The sequence below is a fragment of the Bacillus sp. TSO22 genome, assembly GCF_020223595.1.
GTDB lineage: Bacteria > Bacillota > Bacilli > Bacillales > Bacillaceae > Bacillus > Bacillus inaquosorum.
Genome location: NZ_JAHAWO010000014.1, coordinates 277,998 through 294,243 on the forward strand (window position 1 = coordinate 277,998; position 16,246 = coordinate 294,243).

At 45.4% G+C, this 16,246-nt stretch carries 16 protein-coding genes; 4 read left to right on the top strand and 12 right to left on the bottom strand.

Features of this window, described 5'->3' with window-relative positions; all coding sequences use genetic code 11:
* Window position 1 precedes the first annotated feature (1 nt).
* Window positions 2–853, top strand: a complete 852-nt coding sequence (locus tag KHQ79_RS18625; RefSeq protein ID WP_003241171.1) for a TIGR03943 family putative permease subunit — start codon at window positions 2–4, stop codon at window positions 851–853.
* Between the two features lie 37 nt (window positions 854–890).
* On the opposite strand, the gene putR is transcribed toward KHQ79_RS18625, so the two are convergent.
* The 7 genes from putR to KHQ79_RS18660 all read right to left on the bottom strand — a co-directional run bounded on the left by putR (window position 891) and on the right by KHQ79_RS18660 (window position 9,359).
* Entirely contained in the window at window positions 891–2,126 is a 1,236-nt protein-coding gene (gene putR / locus KHQ79_RS18630; RefSeq protein ID WP_003241173.1) for a proline utilization transcriptional regulator PutR, read from the bottom strand.
* A gap of 151 nt (window positions 2,127–2,277) precedes the next feature.
* Complete coding sequence (putP, locus tag KHQ79_RS18635) at window positions 2,278–3,732, bottom strand: sodium/proline symporter PutP (RefSeq protein WP_080428957.1); 1,455 nt, start codon at window positions 3,730–3,732, stop codon at window positions 2,278–2,280.
* Between the two features lie 91 nt (window positions 3,733–3,823).
* A complete protein-coding gene (gene pruA, locus KHQ79_RS18640; RefSeq protein ID WP_003241175.1) occupies window positions 3,824–5,371 on the bottom strand; it encodes an L-glutamate gamma-semialdehyde dehydrogenase in 1,548 nt (515 codons plus the stop codon).
* A gap of 17 nt (window positions 5,372–5,388) precedes the next feature.
* The gene (putB, locus tag KHQ79_RS18645; protein WP_080010736.1) at window positions 5,389–6,300 is read right to left on the bottom strand and encodes a proline dehydrogenase PutB; all 912 of its coding nucleotides are present in this window, start codon (window positions 6,298–6,300) and stop codon (window positions 5,389–5,391) included.
* A 189-nt stretch (window positions 6,301–6,489) separates the two neighbouring features.
* Entirely contained in the window at window positions 6,490–7,272 is a 783-nt protein-coding gene (locus KHQ79_RS18650; RefSeq protein WP_003241177.1) for a nucleotidyltransferase domain-containing protein, read from the bottom strand.
* Window positions 7,273–7,356: 84 nt separating this feature from the next.
* Window positions 7,357–8,313 (bottom strand): cephalosporin C deacetylase, encoded by a 957-nt coding sequence (cah, locus tag KHQ79_RS18655; RefSeq protein ID WP_003241178.1) that lies wholly within the window; start codon window positions 8,311–8,313, stop codon window positions 7,357–7,359.
* A gap of 71 nt (window positions 8,314–8,384) precedes the next feature.
* Window positions 8,385–9,359, bottom strand: a complete 975-nt coding sequence (locus KHQ79_RS18660) for a LysR family transcriptional regulator (protein ID WP_119913367.1) — start codon at window positions 9,357–9,359, stop codon at window positions 8,385–8,387.
* A 116-nt stretch (window positions 9,360–9,475) separates the two neighbouring features.
* Between KHQ79_RS18660 and KHQ79_RS18665 the strand changes: the two genes are divergently transcribed.
* Entirely contained in the window at window positions 9,476–10,234 is a 759-nt protein-coding gene (locus KHQ79_RS18665) for a class I SAM-dependent methyltransferase (RefSeq protein ID WP_119913366.1), read from the top strand.
* Between the two features lie 30 nt (window positions 10,235–10,264).
* Here KHQ79_RS18665 and KHQ79_RS18670 read toward each other — a convergent pair whose 3' ends face one another.
* Window positions 10,265–10,825, bottom strand: coding sequence for a shikimate kinase (locus KHQ79_RS18670; RefSeq protein WP_003241185.1), 561 nt, complete (start codon window positions 10,823–10,825; stop codon window positions 10,265–10,267).
* A 271-nt stretch (window positions 10,826–11,096) separates the two neighbouring features.
* On the opposite strand from KHQ79_RS18670, the gene tmrB reads away from it, so the two are divergent.
* Complete coding sequence (tmrB, locus tag KHQ79_RS18675; protein ID WP_225516500.1) at window positions 11,097–11,690, top strand: tunicamycin resistance ATP-binding TmrB; 594 nt, start codon at window positions 11,097–11,099, stop codon at window positions 11,688–11,690.
* 49 nt (window positions 11,691–11,739) lie between these two features.
* On the opposite strand, the gene nadE is transcribed toward tmrB, so the two are convergent.
* Together nadE and KHQ79_RS18685 are read right to left on the bottom strand one after the other, a co-directional pair.
* On the bottom strand, window positions 11,740–12,558 hold the full coding sequence (gene nadE, locus KHQ79_RS18680; RefSeq protein ID WP_003241188.1) for an ammonia-dependent NAD(+) synthetase: 819 nt from the start codon (window positions 12,556–12,558) through the stop codon (window positions 11,740–11,742).
* A 132-nt stretch (window positions 12,559–12,690) separates the two neighbouring features.
* Window positions 12,691–13,287 carry a DUF1989 domain-containing protein gene (locus KHQ79_RS18685; RefSeq protein WP_019257412.1) on the bottom strand — a complete coding sequence of 199 codons (597 nt, stop codon included), beginning with the start codon at window positions 13,285–13,287 and terminating at the stop codon, window positions 12,691–12,693.
* A 130-nt stretch (window positions 13,288–13,417) separates the two neighbouring features.
* On the opposite strand from KHQ79_RS18685, the gene KHQ79_RS18690 reads away from it, so the two are divergent.
* Window positions 13,418–14,758: an amino acid permease gene (locus KHQ79_RS18690; RefSeq protein ID WP_032732283.1), complete on the top strand. Its 1,341-nt coding sequence runs from the start codon at window positions 13,418–13,420 to the stop codon at window positions 14,756–14,758.
* Between the two features lies 1 nt (window position 14,759).
* Here the strand turns inward: KHQ79_RS18690 and KHQ79_RS18695 are convergent, their stop codons facing one another.
* Window positions 14,760–15,521: a YqcI/YcgG family protein gene (locus KHQ79_RS18695; RefSeq protein ID WP_003241194.1), complete on the bottom strand. Its 762-nt coding sequence runs from the start codon at window positions 15,519–15,521 to the stop codon at window positions 14,760–14,762.
* Window positions 15,522–15,590: 69 nt separating this feature from the next.
* Window positions 15,591–16,220: a LysE family translocator gene (locus KHQ79_RS18700; protein WP_044453439.1), complete on the bottom strand. Its 630-nt coding sequence runs from the start codon at window positions 16,218–16,220 to the stop codon at window positions 15,591–15,593.
* Window positions 16,221–16,246 lie beyond the last annotated feature (26 nt).

The following is a 16,246-nucleotide window of genomic DNA, read 5'->3' on the forward strand; positions in this document are numbered from 1 at the left end:
GATGTTTCGTCTATTGGTGCTGATGGGATTTACGTTTTTCTTTTATCATCTGCATGCCTCAGGAAATCTAACAAAATATATCAATATGAAATATGCCTATCTTTCCTTTATTGCGATCTTCCTGCTGGCTATTCTGACAGTCGTTCAAGCATATGTATTTATCAAGTCGCCTGAAAAAGGCGGGCATCACCATGATCATGATTGCGGGTGCGGCCATGATCACGAACATGAACAAAACAAGCCATTTTATCAGCGTTATTTGATTTATCTTGTTTTTATTTTCCCTTTAGTGTCAGGCATCTTCTTCCCGATTGCGACGCTTGACTCATCCATTGTTAAAACAAAAGGGTTCTCGTTTAAGGCGATGGAGAGCGGGGATCATTACTCCCAAACACAGTATTTGCGGCCAGATGCCAGCCTTTATTATGCGCAAGACAGCTATGACAAACAGATGAAACAGCTGTTTAATAAGTATTCCAGCAAGAAAGAGATTTCTCTGACTGATGATGATTTTCTAAAAGGAATGGAAACGATATATAACTATCCGGGTGAATTTCTCGGGCGGACGATTGAATTTCATGGATTTGCGTACAAAGGAAACGCGATTAACAAAAATCAGCTTTTCGTATTGAGGTTTGGCATCATTCACTGTATCGCTGATTCCGGCGTGTACGGGATGCTTGTGGAGTTTCCTAAGGACATCAACATCAAGGATGATGAATGGATTCAAATTAAGGGCACGCTGGCCTCAGAATATTATCAGCCATTCAAATCAACGCTCCCTGTTGTGAAAGTGACTGACTGGAACACCATTAAAAAGCCTGATGATCCGTACGTTTACAGAGGATTTTAAGTGAAGACGAAACCAGTACAAGTACTGGTTTCTTTTTTTATTTCTTTTTCATCAGCATCAAATCCAGATAGAGCTGGCATCGCGTTCTGAAATCGCTTAAATCAATCGACGTCATTTCAGTAATCTGTTTGATGCGGTAATTCAATGTATTTTGGTGAATAAACAGCTGTTCTGCTGCTGGTTTTGTTTTGCAGTTGTTGAGGAGATAGACTTCCAGCGTTTTCAGGAGCTCGGTGCTGCTTTCTTGGTCCTTTGCTTTTAATAAAGCCAAATCCTTATTCTCGTATTCTAAAAACTCATTTTTCTGTTCAATGCTTTCTAAATAGCGGTAAATGCCGAGTTTGGCATATTCATATGGAATGTTTTCCTGGTTGCCGGTGATTTCTGCGGCTTTGATGACTTCAAGTGCTTCTGTGTAGCTCTTGCCTAGTTTTAAAAGGTGATCATATTCGTTTCCGATACCGATATAAATAGGGGTAGGTATTTTTTGAAAGTGAAAATGTGTTAACAGCTTGTTAATAAATTCTGAAGCTGCCGAGGAGACGGAGCTTTTTTGGGAAAAACTCGCTACGACGATGACAATATTTGATTCGATCGTTAAGACATGACTGACTTTATCCCGCAAATTCAGGTACGACCTGATATTTTCCTTTAAATCCTCAACCGCTTCCCCATCCCCATTCGCGGCGTGCAGGATGACAACTGAAAACATCGAAGGCAGCACGGTGTTGATTCTTTCAGCTTCCCGTCTAAGTTCCTTCTCAGAGATAAATTGCTGATAGATGGCCCGTTTGATGAGATCCTCTGCTTTTTCTTCCTTTTCCTGTTTCAGCTTGTTCGTTTTATAAATGATTTTCCCGACATGAAAAGAGGTCTCATACAAAAAGTCGAGCTCTTCGTCCGTCAGATTTTGGTCCAGCTCCTGAACCCAGATGTAGCCCATAACTTCCCCTTTGTGCTTCGCACTCACGACCACCCTCTGGTTTAACCCAATGCTTTCAATTTTATTGACGCGAAAAGGCTCAGGTTCTGTTTTCAGTTTTTCAATGATTCCGTCCTTCAGAAACCTCTCAAAAATCTGAACCGGACATTTTTTTGAAAAAATAGTCTGCTGGTTGGCAGAATCAAAATGGTTAATATAGTAAGAATTATAGGCTAACAAAAAGAAATCCGCGCTTTCCAGTATGACTGGTTTCTGCAGTTCATAACTGATAAAATCAATCAGCTTATCAACATCTGAAAATGAAAAAACTCTCTCTAAAAGCTCTTCCATACCTTTTTCTCCTATACTTTTTTTACTTTAATCATATCCATACGGGGGCTTTTTGTATAGAAAAAAATACGTTTGTTTCCAAAAGAAAAAACGTCCGCTTAAAAGGAGAAAAGAGGAAAAAGGGACAACCCCTTCCTCCTCCTTTCGATCTTTATTGAGACATTGTATCGTGGTAGTCGTTGAACTGGTCTGTGACAGCTTGTGACGGAGCCTGCGTCAATACACTGACGACAAAAACAGATAATAGACTCGCAGCAAAACCAGGTATCATTTCATACAGAAAGTCCGAAAGACCGGCATTCGCCCAAATGATTACAGTTGCTGCTCCCACAATCATGCCGGCGAGTGCCCCCCATTTGGTCATTCGTTTCCAAAACAGACTGAGCAGTACAACCGGCCCGAATGATGCACCGAAGCCCGCCCACGCGTAGCTGACCAATCCAAGGATCGTATTGTTTTTCTCCCAAGCCAGCAGTAACGCGATGATTGAAACAGCCAGAACAGCCAAACGGCCCAAAAACACAAGCTCTTTATCAGAAGCTGAGCGTCTGAACATCGACTTATACAAGTCTTCTACCAGAGAGCTTGATGTCACAAGCAGCTGGGAAGAAATTGTACTCATAATTGCAGCCAAAATAGCTGAAATCAGAAAACCTGTGATAAGCGGATGGAACAAAATATTCCCTAATTGAATAAAAATCGTCTCTGGGTCCTTCAGTGTCATGCCGCGCTGATGGTAATAAGCGATTCCGCCCAAACCGGTCAGCACTGCGCCGACTGCGGACAAGATCATCCAGCCCATTCCGATTCTGCGCGCTCTTTTGATCTCTTTGACAGACGTTATCGCCATAAAACGGACAATGATATGCGGCTGGCCAAAGTAGCCCAAACCCCAAGCAAACAAAGAAATAATGCCAAGGACACTTGTTCCTTTGAAAATATTAAACATATCTGGATCCACAGAGCGGATTTCAGCAACTGTATCACCTGCTCCTCCCGTGTGGAAAAACGTAACGATCGGAACAAGAATGAGTGCGGCAAACATAATGATCCCCTGAACAAAATCTGTCCAGCTGACTGCCAAAAAGCCGCCAAACAGGGTATATGCCACAACAACACCAGTCACAATCCACAATCCGGTGTGATAATCCATCCCCAAAATACTGTTGAATAAGACGCCGCCGGATACCATTCCGGACGATACATAAAACGTAAAAAAGACTAAAATCACAATTCCTGAAAACAGTCTGAGAAGCTTTGTTTGATCTCCAAAGCGATTTTCAAGGAATCCTGGAATTGTAATGGAATTCCCCGCTTTTTCAGTATAGGTTCTCAGCCGCGGCGCAACATAGAGCCAGTTCGCCCATGCCCCAAGGCAAAGTCCGAACACAATCCAAACCCCGCTCAGACCTGTTGAAAACATGGCGCCCGGGAGCCCCATCAGCAGCCAGCCGCTCATATCGGCAGCGCCCGCACTGAGAGCGGTTACAGCAGGACCTAAGGAACGTCCTCCCAGCATGTAATCCGTCAGATTCGACGTGCGCTTGTAAGCAAAGTAGCCGATCAGCAGCATCCCCGCCATATAAATACAAATCGAGATAATCAGCTGTGTGTTTTCTATGGCACTTCCTCCTCTTTTTTATAGTATATGGATGAAATGGACATCCCCGCAGGGAGGATGCCCATTTAGTCCCGCTTTAGAACATTTCACTGATTGTTTTTGCCTGCATGTGCAGTGCCAAGTAATCCGGCCCGCCTGCTTTTGAATCCGTTCCGGACATTTTGAAGCCGCCAAACGGATGATAGCCGACGATAGCGCCTGTACAGTTGCGGTTGAAGTACAGGTTTCCGACATGGAATTCCTGTTTCGCACGCTCGATGTGCTTGCGGTTGTTTGTGATAACCGCGCCTGTCAAACCGTATTCAGTATTGTTTGCCACTTCTAAAGCTTCATCAAAGTTTGACACTTTAGAAAATGCAACGACAGGTCCGAAAATTTCTTCCTGCATGAGTCTTGCTTTCGGATCAAGGTCAGCGAAGATCGTCGGTTTGATGAAGTATCCTTTCGAATCGTCACCAGTACCGCCGCTTACTAAACGCCCTTCCTGTTTTCCGATCTCAATATAGCTCATAATTTTATCATAAGAACCTTGGTCAATGACAGGTCCCATATAAACATCCGCACTGTCAGGTTTTGCTGTTACTTTTGATTCCGTAATTTCAATGACACGCTCTAACACTTGATCATACACTTTTTCATGGACAACTGCACGTGAACCTGCAGAACATTTTTGTCCCGCAAAGCCGAACGCTGATGTAAAGATGGATTGAGCCGCCAATTCAATATCCGCATCCTCATCGACAACAACCGTATCCTTACCGCCCATTTCAGCGATGACACGCTTTAAGTGCTGCTGGCCTGGCTGAACTTTCGCCGCGCGTTCGAAAATTCTCGTACCCACTTCTCTTGATCCCGTAAATGTGATAAGGCTTGTTTTCGGATGGTCAACAAGGTAGTCGCCGACTTCCGCTCCGCTGCCGGGAACAAAGTTGACTACGCCTTTCGGCAATCCGGACTCTTCAAGCACCTCAACGAATTTCGCAGCGATGACAGGTGTTGCGCTGGCAGGTTTTAGAACGACTGTGTTTCCAGTAACGATCGGCGCCACTGTTGTTCCTGCCATGATCGCGAACAAGAAGTTCCAAGGAGGGATGACGACTGTTACACCAGTTGGCGTGTAGACATATTGGTTTTTCTCGCCTTCACGGCTGTTGACCGGTTTGCCTTTTGCCAGTTCGATCATTTGGCGCGCATAATACTCCATGAAGTCAATCGCTTCAGCCGTATCAGCATCCGCCTCGTTCCACGGCTTTCCTGCTTCTTTTACAAGCAAAGCGGAGAATTCATGTTTTCTTCTGCGGACTTTGGCAGCAGCGCGGAACAGGACAGCCGCTCTTTCTTCCGGAGATGTGTATCTCCACTCTTCGAATGCTTTCGCAGCCGCTTCAATCGCTTGCTCAGCGTGTTCTTGGGAAGCTTTTGACACTCTGCCGACGACTTCTTCTTTATCAGCCGGGTTGATAGAAACGATTTTCGCTTCTGTTTCCACTCTCTCGCCGTTAATGACAAGCGGATAGTCTTTTCCTAAATATTCGCTTACTGTCGCAAGCGCTTTTTTAAACGCTTCCACGTTGTTTTGATCTTGGAAATTTGTGAATGGCTCGTGTTTGTAAGGTGTTGTCATGATAATCTCTCCTTTTTTTACTTCTTTGTCATTCCTTTGAAAGCAAATGCAATGTTTGACGGACGTTCTGCAAGGCGTCTCATAAAGTAGCCGTACCAATCTTCGCCGTAAGGCAGGTAGACTCTCATGTTATAACCTTCTTTTACGAGGCTGAGCTGGGTTTGCGACCGCATGCCGTACAGCATCTGAAATTCAAACTTGTCATTGGCAATGCCATTTTCCTTGGCAAGCTGCTTTGTGTAGTCGATCATTTTGTCGTCATGTGTGGCAATCGCTGTATAGTGACCGTTTAAGAGCTGCTTCCGGATGATTTTTTTGTAATTTTCATCGACATCGCTTTTCTCCGGGTAAGCTACTTTTTCTGATTCTTTATAAGCTCCTTTTACAAGGCGAAGGAACGGGTTTAAAGAATCCAAATCGTCAATGTCTTTTTCCGTCCGGTACAGATAGGCTTGCAGCACTGTGCTCACATGCTCGTATTTCTTTCTGAAATCTTTGAAAATATCAAGCGTTTTCTGGCATCTGACTTCATCTTCCATGTCAATGGTGACCATGATTTTATGCTTCTCGGCCGTCTGGAGGATTTTCGTCATATTTTCATATACCAAATCCATATCTATATCGAGACCTAGAGACGTCATTTTTAAAGAAACGTGTGAGTTCAGCTGCTGATCCGCAATCGTCGCAATGGTTTGAATGCACTCTTCCGTACGCTCCCGTGCGACCTCGGCACTGTTCACAAACTCGCCTAAATGATCGACAGTAACTGACAAGCCTTGACTGTTAAGCTGTCGAATGGTCGGGATTGAACTGTTAAAATCATTCCCGCCGATAATTTTACCCGCTGCTACCCGGCTTCCCCAGTTCTTTGCCATTTTATTGAGAAAGCCGCTTTTGGATAAAAATAAGAAAAAATCTCTTGTGATCACTTCCAACCTCAACACCCCGCAATCTAAGAAGTATTTGTATGAGTTTATTGTAAATGGACAAAACCGCGGTTCACAATATTCTCAAAATACAAAGATTCTGATAATTTTTGTGGGTTTGCCACAATCAGATAGTTAGAAAGTCGGGGGACATTCTGTCGAATAAAGGAGAAAAGGAAGCGACAAAAAACATCAGCTTCCTCCATCCTTCCACACTTCTTCAACCGTATTCAAAAGCAAACGATTCAATTCAGGTGTCATATCCTTTTTTTCTGCTTTCAGCGATTTTGCTGCTTCCATGATTCTTTCAATTTCCGTTTCAATGAATTGGTGAATGACATGAATTCTCGCTTCGAGATCAAGCTCTTCGCCTCTTTTTTTCCGTTCAAGCAAGGTTTCCATCTCTGCCTTCAGTTCGGGCTCAGTAACAAGTTCATCCATCAAAACCGTAAAATCCATTGGCGGAATGGTTCCGTGCTTTTCAATCCATTTGCAAGCCAAAATAGGCCGAAGCACGTAGAAATATTTTTTGATTTTGACCTCTTGCCCTTGAAGGTAATCCTTGACGTTCCTTCTCGCCATATTGATATAGTGATACACGCTTGCTTCAGGCTTAAATGCCTCCATCCGCAGTTTTCTTAACCGCTCTGCGGTCGTAAATGCTTCATAATACACAATGTCTGAGGACAGCCATTCAAGGAGCGGCGGGTTTGATTTTTTGAAGAGGCGCAGCGTCTTTCTCAGCTCCCAGCCGCTGATATCCAGCAAATCGTGAATCGGTTCCTCAATCACATCCCGCTCCTGCTCAATTGAAAAATACCACTCCTTTTTCGGCACATAAATAAAGCGGACATCATAATCACTGTCCTGCGACGGGAATCCCCATGCGCGGCTTCCTGACTCAACGGCATATACGATTTTGACTCCGTATGACTGCTCGATTCGTTTTAATTCATCAATGATCCTTTGTTTCATATCTATTCGTCTCCAGTCTGTTCTCATTCCGGCAGTTTGCAGAAAAAAACCGCCTGATGATACGCGGCGGCTTTTCCCGTTTAATCAGCCTTTAAGGTGCTGCTTAAAGAAAGCAAGTTTTTCCGTTTGAAAGGCAGGGATATACTCATGCCCGAAGTAGCGGTACACCTTTAGCTCTTTCTCTGTCTCCAAGTGGTTGTATGCGGCAAACACGGTGGACGGCGGCGTGACCTTGTCAATCAGACCGATCGACATCAAAACAGGCACCTTCACTCGGTCAGCGAGATTCATAATATCGAAATATGAAAGTGTCTTCATCGCCTGTTCTTCCGTTTCCGGGCTGCCATTTCTTCTGAAGAAGGAATTAATTTCAAGGTACGGCTGTTCAAGTGCCACATCAATGGCCCGTTCAAAGTTGCTTAAGTAAGGATAATCAGCAACCGCGGCTTTCGGAATGTCTGATAGAGCCGCTGCGGCAATGGTCAAGCCTCCGCCTTGGCTTCCGCCTGTCACACCGATTCTTGTTTCGTCAACTTCGTCAAAGCTGCTGATCACTTCAAGTGCCCGGACGGCGTCCAAATAAACGCCCCGGTAATAGTATGTATCTTTATCAAGAATTCCTTTCGTCATCCAGCCCAAAGCGTGACCGTGCGGAGAAATACTCGTATCCTCGCTGCTCTGCTGGCCGCGGACAAGCATGCCGAATGCGGCGTATCCGTGGAGCGCCCAGTTCACCATTTCATGAATCTCACCGTCATAGCTTGCGTTGTAGCCGTGATATTTAACGATCGCCGGATGCGGGCCTTCCTTGTCAGGCACCGCGTACCATCCGGCAATGCGGGCATTTCCAAAGCTTTTATATGTGAGGCGGTACACCTTTACTCCATCAGCAGGATAATCAACCGGCTGTAAATCAGGTGCTGCTTGGACTTTCGCAAGTTCATCCAAAGACGATTTCCAAAACTCAGAAAAATCTTTCGGTGCTGTTTGTTCAGGCTTATATGTTTGCAATTGGTCGAGCGGCATATCGAATAGTTGCATTTCCGATTATTCTCCTTTGTTTTATAAGATTTAGTTTGTATTCCTATACTACCACGTTCAGAACCTGTTTTCTAAATATTTTCACTTTTGTTTCCCAGACTGCCTTCATCAAACGTTTGTTTAAGACTTTCCCGGCTCAGTTCCATAAAGGCCTGAGCTGTCAAGCTGACGTAGCGGTTCTTTAAAAATACAAAGACTAGGGTTCGTGATGGCGCGGATTGAATAGATAAATAGATCACACCAGGATCTTTATCCCTTCTGACCATATTCGGCGCCATTGTCACACCTAAACCATTGGCCACAAGGGATTGGGCGGTTTCAATATGGCTCGTCTTAAAAGCTGTATTCGGCTTAAAGCCGCTTTCCGCACAGAGATCGAGAACTGTCCTGCGAAAACCGAAGCCTTCTTTTAACAGAATAAAAGGCACGTGCCTCACCATTTCAAGCGGCACGCACGGCTTGCGGCCCTCCTCTCCCTCCAGCGCTTTCTCAATCAGCGCGATCATTTCCGGCGGCATCCACCTTTGTTTTTCCTTCGGCACTGCGAGAACAATCGGTTCCGTGAGCAACGGTGTAATGGCGAGCCGTTCATCCTCGATCGGCAAGGATAAAACAGAAAGGTCAACCTCTCCCTTTGCCGTCATCTCCTCTAAAGATACCGGATCTTTTTCAACAAGCTGAACCTCCACATGAGGATAACGGGCCAAAAACTGCTTCAGCAGAGGCGGAAAGATATATCTCCCCGTTACAGCAGGAATCCCAATGGAAAGCTTGTGTCCGAGCCCCTGCGACCGCTCCTGCATCTCCCGGAGCAAATCATCTCTGGAACGAATAATGTCCTCGGCTTTTTCAATGAAACGCCGGCCGTGGGGTGTCAGTGTAACAGAGCCGTGGGATCTGTGAAAAAGGGTAAGCCCCAGCTCAGTCTCAAGCTTTTTGATTTGCTGGCTGAGAGATGGCTGAGCGATATGAAGATGATCTGCTGCCTTTGTAAAGCTTTGGCGCCGGGCGATTTCCGCTGCGTATTCCATCACTTTAATATCCATTTCAGCCTCCATAGGTTGATCCTATCGTTTTTATCATTTTTATATCTTGGACGAATCATAACAGAAATTGCTAACATAATCCATATCATCATTTACAAAAAAAGGGGCTGGTTCACATGACAAATGAAACACCGTTTTCTATTAACGCCGAGATGTATCGGGATGAGAAGGTATTTGCTGAAGGCGAAGATTTGGGGTTGATGATCAAAACGGCGGAATGCCGGGCAGAGCAGCGGATGCTGGATATCGGAGCGGGTGCTGGCCATACGGCGCTGGCATTTTCTCCATATGTGCAGGAATGCATCGGTGTTGATGCGACGAAAGAGATGGTTGAGGTTGCGTCCTCCTTTGCGCAAGAAAAAGGAGCGGGAAACGTACGCTTTCAGCAAGGAATGGCCGAGTCACTCCCCTTCCCCGACGATTCATTTGATATCATCACCTGCCGATACGCGGCCCACCATTTTTCAGATGTCCGCAAAGCCGTCAGCGAAGTTGCACGCGTCCTGAAAAAGAACGGACGTTTTCTCTTGGTCGATCATTACGCGCCTGAAGATCCCGTTCTTGATGAGTTTGTCAATCATTTGAACCAGCTCCGAGATCCTTCCCATGTTCGGGAAGGCTCATTATCAGAATGGCAGTCAATGTTCACCGCCAATCAGCTGAGCTATCAAGACATCCAAAAGTGGAATTTGCCGATTCAATACGAAAGCTGGATCAAACGTGGCGGAACCCCCGCCGATCGGGAAAAACAGATTATCAGCCATTTACATCAGGCATCAGAAGAAGCACGTGATACGTTCTCCATCAAATTGAAACAAAACGGACAGCCCGACTCCTTTTGCTTAAAAGCCATTTTGATACAAGGCGTAAAATGATAAATAAAGCCGTGCGCACCGCACGGCTTTTTACATTGGCTGATAAAGATCCCAGCCGATTTTTAATGTCTCTACAATATAATCGGCGACCTCCTCAGGAGAAAGGTTGTCTGTTGCCACTTTTGAATTGTGTTTGTCGTAAATGACTTTTCTTTCGTTAAACAGTTGTTCCATTTCATCCATTGAACGGTTATGCAGCACAGGGCGGCTCTCGATCAATAAGTCCGCGCGCTGCTTCCAGTTCTCCCATGACAGGTCCAGATGAAGCACGAGACAGTTTTCCAGACAGCACTTTCTGATTTCCTCTTGTTTAAAAGACCCGCCGCCCAGAGATACGATTTTGAATCGTTTATGATGGCAGATGTCTAAAATATATTCCTTCTCCGTTTTCCGGAAAAAGTCTTCTCCCTTTTCCTCAAACATCTCAGGAATTGTCATCTTGAAATCCTTTTCGATCTCTTGGTCAATATCGATAAAATCTCTATATAATTTCTTAGCGACCAATTGGCCGATTGTCGTTTTTCCTACACCCATGAATCCGATCAGGACGATATTTCTTTCTCTTACTGGGATGGCTCGTTTAGCGTTCATCTTCGGCGAAATCCTCCTAAGGAATGAAATTTTATATTCATTATATGCTTATTTTGCGAATATTTATATAGATACCGGCTTGCCCGTCCTTTTCCGTTCAAACGTTTTTGCCTGAATGACATTCATTGTACAACATTTCCACAGATATTTTAATACTTCGACGCAAAAAAGCATTAAAACCTTTCAAGCTCACTGCTTTTATTGTTTTTCCTGCTGACTCTTCGTTCGAAGGGTCTTTTTTTGTATCATAAGTGAGAAGGGAGAAATGGAGATGATCATTTGGATAAACGGGGCTTTCGGTTCCGGAAAAACACAAACAGCCTTCGAACTGCACAGAAGGCTGAAACCGTCGTACGTGTATGATCCTGAAAAAATGGGATTTGCGATGCGCTCCATGATACCTCCGGAGGTCGCGGAGGACGATTTTCAAAGCTATCCCTTATGGCGGGCATTCAATTACAGCTTGCTTGCCTCCCTGACCGATACATACCGCGGCATCATCATTGTGCCTATGACGATTGTACACCCTGAATACTTTAATGAGATCATCGGCAGGCTCAGACATGACGGCCAGACGGTTCACCACTTTACACTAATGGCTTCAAAGGAAACCTTGTTAAAACGGCTGCGCACAAGAGCAGAAGGAAAAAACTCATGGGCCGCCAAACAAATCGACCGTTGCATTGAAGGATTGTCATCACCAGTCTTTGCGGATCACCTCCAAACAGACAACATGTCGATTCAGGATGCGGCAGAAACCATTGCCGCGAGAGCCAAGCTTACATTAGACCCTGATACGAGAGGCAGCCTCCGAAGGTTCACCGACAGATTGATGGTAAAGCTGAATCATATCCGCATCAAATAAAGATCCTGCACATGACAAAAGCCCGCTCCGAGAGCGGGCTTTCTTCATTTTATTTCCACCAGTCATCAAACATAGACGCCGGAACCTGACGTTTATGCTCAGTTATGCTGTAGCGTTTTTCCAGCGCTTCTGACACTTTCGCTGATACTTCTTTTCCTTCGAGATAATCGTCAATCTCCTCATAGGAAATGCCAAGCTCTGTCTCATCCGCCTGCTGCGGTTTTTCGTCGAGCAGATCGGCAGTTGGTTCTTTTAGATATAAGCGTTCCGGTGCACCCAGCTCTTTCAGCAGGCTTCTTCCCTGACGCTTCGTCAATCCAGTCAGCGGCAGGAGGTCGGCTCCGCCGTCACCGTACTTCGTAAAGAAACCAGTGACAGCCTCAGCTGCGTGGTCAGTGCCAATGACAAGAAGGCCTTCTTGTCCGCCGATCGCGTATTGAGCGATCATTCTTGTTCTTGCTTTTACGTTCCCTTTATTAAAGTCAGTCAGCTGATCGCCCGTTTCCTGCTGATATTGATCAGAAAAAGCGCTGACGGTCGATTTAATGTCGAACTTCCATGATTTATCCGGCTTAATAAACTTCAAAGCAAGCTGTGCATCGTCTTCATCCTGCTGTGTGCCATGCGGAAGACGGACCGCGATAAATTGAGCGTCTCCGCCCTCCTCGCGAATGCTTTCCACCGCCAGCTGGGCAAGGCGCCCCGCAAGAGTTGAATCCTGTCCGCCGCTGATTCCCAATACAAAGCCTTTAGCGCCGGTTTTCTTTACATATTGTTTTAAAAAATGGATTCGGTCCTCAATTTCTTGCTTTGGATCAATTGAGGGCTTCACATGTAATTCACGCATAATCTTTTCCTGCATGCTCATCCCAATCATTCCTCCTGTACAGTTTCGCTGTTTCTTATTTGATCATTTCCCCAAATTGATGAAAATGAATCATGACAGTTATGTATCCCCTTAAATATAGCACAGGTCTTCATTCACAGTGAACAAGAGAGATCAGCTGACTTCCACCCGTATTGACGTTACACTATCGCCATTGCACTTACCTTTTTCTATCGGGCAGGAAGAAAACGCGACAACCAAATCCATTTCCGCCCGCAGCCTTACATAATCCCCGGCATTTGAAAGGGGCGTTTCCACAGACAGGTTCCCTTTCTCATCAAGGACAGTATTCATAAAAATTGCAAACGGGTAATGCATGTGGGGCTTCGGCACGCCAAACTGCTCAAGCGCACGGTTCATATTGTCATAGCACGTATCCTGAAACTCATCCTTTTGCTTGCCGTATAAGAGCCTGTTCATATCAGGACGGCAGGCGGGGAGCAGCAGATCATGCTTGCCGACCGTATCCTCAATCAGCGTCAGCATCGGTTTGTACAGATTGGAATAGAGATGGTCGTTGACCTTCACATGAATGGAATGATTGGCATCAATCGTCGCTCCCTGATCAAGGTGTTCATAAAAATCCTTGGCATGGTACGCGACAAAATCAGCAACCTGCTGGCCCTCAACATCAACCACCTTCAAAATCTGCCCCTTTTTCAGCTTCAGCCCAAGCCCTTTCTTCGGCTCTACGATATATCGCTGTGTCATCGGCTCGCTCCTTTTTTCCATTAGTATGAGCGTTCGCCGCCTTCTCCATGTAAAAAGAGGCAAAAATCCGATGTATATAAGCTTCGGGCGGGTCGCAATCTAACCTTAGATAAAAGGGGTTGAAATGATTATGAGTCAAACAAAACAAGATCAGCAAAAAGGAAATTTAGCTTGGTGGCAGCTGTCATTAATCGGGATCGGATGCACAATCGGAACTGGGTTTTTTCTCGGTTCCAGCATCGCAATAGTGAAAAGCGGTTTTTCCGTTCTGCTTTCATTTCTAATTGGAGCGATCGGTACGTATTTTGTATTCGAACAGCTTGCCAAGCTGTCTGCAAAACATCCTGAAAAAGGCTCGTTTTGTTCGTATGCGAGGAAAGCATTCGGAAGATGGGCCGGCTTCAGTAACGGCTGGGTGTACTGGACATCAGAAATGCTGATTACCGGAAGCCAGTTGACAGCCATTTCACTATTTACGAAGCATTGGTTTCCTCAGGTGCCGTTATGGGTGTTTGCTTCAATCTATGCGGTACTTGGGCTTCTCATTATTTTCACCGGACTGTCTGTTTTTGAGAAGACTGAAAATGTACTGGCAGTCATCAAAACAGCCGCTATTTTTATGTTTATTGTCATTGCCATCCTGGCATTATGCGGCATCCTATCCGGCGGAAGGCCTGATGTACAGGTTCCAAATAAGACGAGTGAGTTTTTCCCTTTCGGCGCCATGGGGCTGTGGACAGGCTTAATCTACGCGTTTTACGCCTTTGGCGGAATTGAGGTCATGGGGCTGATGGCGGTTCACTTAAAGAAACCAGAGGAAGCGTCTAAATCAGGAAAACTGATGCTGGCGACGCTTGCGATTATTTATATTATTTCAATCGGGCTGGCTTTGCTTTTGGTTCCGTTACACAAGTTTACAGAACAGGACAGCCCGTTCATTACATCGTTAAAAGGATACAACCTTGAGATCATTCTCGATATTTTTAACGGGATTTTCATTATCGCCGGGTTCTCGACCCTCGTCGCTTCGCTATTTGCGGTTACGACATTGCTTTGTACGATGGCTGATGACGGCGACGCGCCGAAATGCTTTACCTTAAAGGAAGGCAAAAAAATATGCTGGCCGGCACTGGGGCTGACGTTTGCGGGGCTTGTCTTATCCATTATTCTGTCCTTGGTGCTGCCCAAAAACATTTATGAGCACATGACGACAGCAGCGGGGCTTATGCTTTTATACACTTGGCTGTTTATCCTGTTCTCCAGCAAAAAGCTGACTGATCCTGAGGGAATGGGGAAAACGCAAATTTATTTAGCGATGATTCTGATTGCTGCGGCTGTGTCAGGTACATTGTTTGAAAAATCAAGCCGGCCCGGTTTTTTTGTGAGCATAGGTTTTCTCGCGATTATTGCCGTCGTTACCATGATCTATCAAAAAAAGCAGGGACATAAAGACCGCCCTGCCAGCTCGTGATTTATTTCATTTTGTTGAACATGTTCTTTAAATAAGAAAACGGGCACCTCGATACCTGTTTTTCGTCGTCACGGAGGAAATACTGTTTCCATTCGCGATTATCCTTTCCTCCGTACCAGCCTAATTGCGGGTGAATCGGAGCTTGATCGTAGGCCTTTAAACGGGATCGGATCAGCCTGCTCATGTTCCGGCCGGATACAGTTGAACCATTTAGGTCATCAAACACCCACCTTGGCTGAAACGCGATCATAAAATAGGGAAAGCTCCGGCTTCTTCTCGCCTCGTGCCCCGGTGTAGCGCACAGAATAAAGTATGGCTCACCGTCAAAACAAAACTCCCATTTATAATGCTCGGGATCGGCCGGAATGTCTTCCGGCCACTCTTTTTCATCTTGATGACTCAGTCTATTTAAAAAGCTCCAAAACAGCTCTTCATACGCTTCAATCGAATAGTGCTCAGCCAAATCTTCCGGTGTATCAAACAACACAACGAGAGATGCATACTTTCCAGTGTCCCGCGATATCTTTCCGTACTCCGCAAGCAATGGAGCCAGTTCCTCCGCCGTTCGGTTTTCCCGCGGATCTCCGGCAAAAGCAATGCGAAGCTGATCATTCAGAAATGACTGGCGTCCGGGAATGCATGGAAACGTATCCGCGTCATCCGCCACAGTTTCTGCCAGCAGCTCAAAAGCGATTCTTTGCCATTCAGGAAGCTCTTCTTGATTACGTTCCAGAAAACTTTTGGTGTAAATCCCATTCACCATTGATCCACCTCCAGTATCATCTGGATACTATATTAAAACTGGAGGCGGCAGGTGACTGTCCTTCATGAATCAGCCCAGTAACTGTTTGATGCCCTGATAACCGAAGTAAAAGCCAAATACAAGGAGGGATACACCAGCGATTCCGGTCAATCCTCTCAATAGCTTTTCATGAAGCAGATTTCTGAACATGCTGGCTGTGATAGCCATGCAAAAATCCCAGATTAAAATGCCGATCATGATGCCGGAGCTATAGATAAGAAGCTGATTCATATTGTAGGCCTCTGCTGTTTTCGCAAGTATGCTCCCGTAAATCCCAAGCCAAAAAAGGATGCTCAATGGATTTGACAGTGAAATGAGAAAACCCGAAGCGAACGTTTTCCTGTATGACGCTTTTCCCCGTGAGCTGCGCACATCCATCGGTTCTCTGACATTTTTCAGTGTTTCAATTCCGGTATAGGTCAGAACAAAAAAGCCGAAGAGCCACAAAAACGTTTTCACAAACGGAGCAGTCAAAAACTGCGACAGCCCGAAATAGATAAAAAGCATGTACAGTCCGTCCGCTGTCATGGCGCCTAAACCAAAAATCCATGCATGCCAAAAACCGTTTTTAATTCCTTTGTCTATTTGCGCCGCATTTACTGGTCCCACAGGCGCTGACAAGGACAGTCCCAGCACAATATAGCTCAAAAAAATGTTCACCAGCCTGTACTCCCTTCTCTTACGTA

Excerpts from the sequence above, each read along its gene's own strand:
- KHQ79_RS18625 (WP_003241171.1), top strand. The coding sequence starts at position 2 with ATGTTTCGTCTATTGGTGCTGATGGGATTTACGTTTTTCTTTTATCAT.
- putR (WP_003241173.1), bottom strand. The coding sequence starts at position 2,126 with ATGGAAGAGCTTTTAGAGAGAGTTTTTTCATTTTCAGATGTTGATAAG.
- pruA (WP_003241175.1), bottom strand. The coding sequence starts at position 5,371 with ATGACAACACCTTACAAACACGAGCCATTCACAAATTTCCAAGATCAA.
- KHQ79_RS18650 (WP_003241177.1), bottom strand. The coding sequence starts at position 7,272 with ATGAAACAAAGGATCATTGATGAATTAAAACGAATCGAGCAGTCATAC.
- cah (WP_003241178.1), bottom strand. The coding sequence starts at position 8,313 with ATGCAACTATTCGATATGCCGCTCGACCAATTGCAAACATATAAGCCT.
- KHQ79_RS18660 (WP_119913367.1), bottom strand. The coding sequence starts at position 9,359 with ATGGATATTAAAGTGATGGAATACGCAGCGGAAATCGCCCGGCGCCAA.
- KHQ79_RS18665 (WP_119913366.1), top strand. The coding sequence starts at position 9,476 with ATGACAAATGAAACACCGTTTTCTATTAACGCCGAGATGTATCGGGAT.
- KHQ79_RS18670 (WP_003241185.1), bottom strand. The coding sequence starts at position 10,825 with ATGAACGCTAAACGAGCCATCCCAGTAAGAGAAAGAAATATCGTCCTG.
- tmrB (WP_225516500.1), top strand. The coding sequence starts at position 11,097 with ATGATCATTTGGATAAACGGGGCTTTCGGTTCCGGAAAAACACAAACA.
- nadE (WP_003241188.1), bottom strand. The coding sequence starts at position 12,558 with ATGAGCATGCAGGAAAAGATTATGCGTGAATTACATGTGAAGCCCTCA.
- KHQ79_RS18685 (WP_019257412.1), bottom strand. The coding sequence starts at position 13,287 with ATGACACAGCGATATATCGTAGAGCCGAAGAAAGGGCTTGGGCTGAAG.
- KHQ79_RS18690 (WP_032732283.1), top strand. The coding sequence starts at position 13,418 with ATGAGTCAAACAAAACAAGATCAGCAAAAAGGAAATTTAGCTTGGTGG.
- KHQ79_RS18695 (WP_003241194.1), bottom strand. The coding sequence starts at position 15,521 with ATGGTGAATGGGATTTACACCAAAAGTTTTCTGGAACGTAATCAAGAA.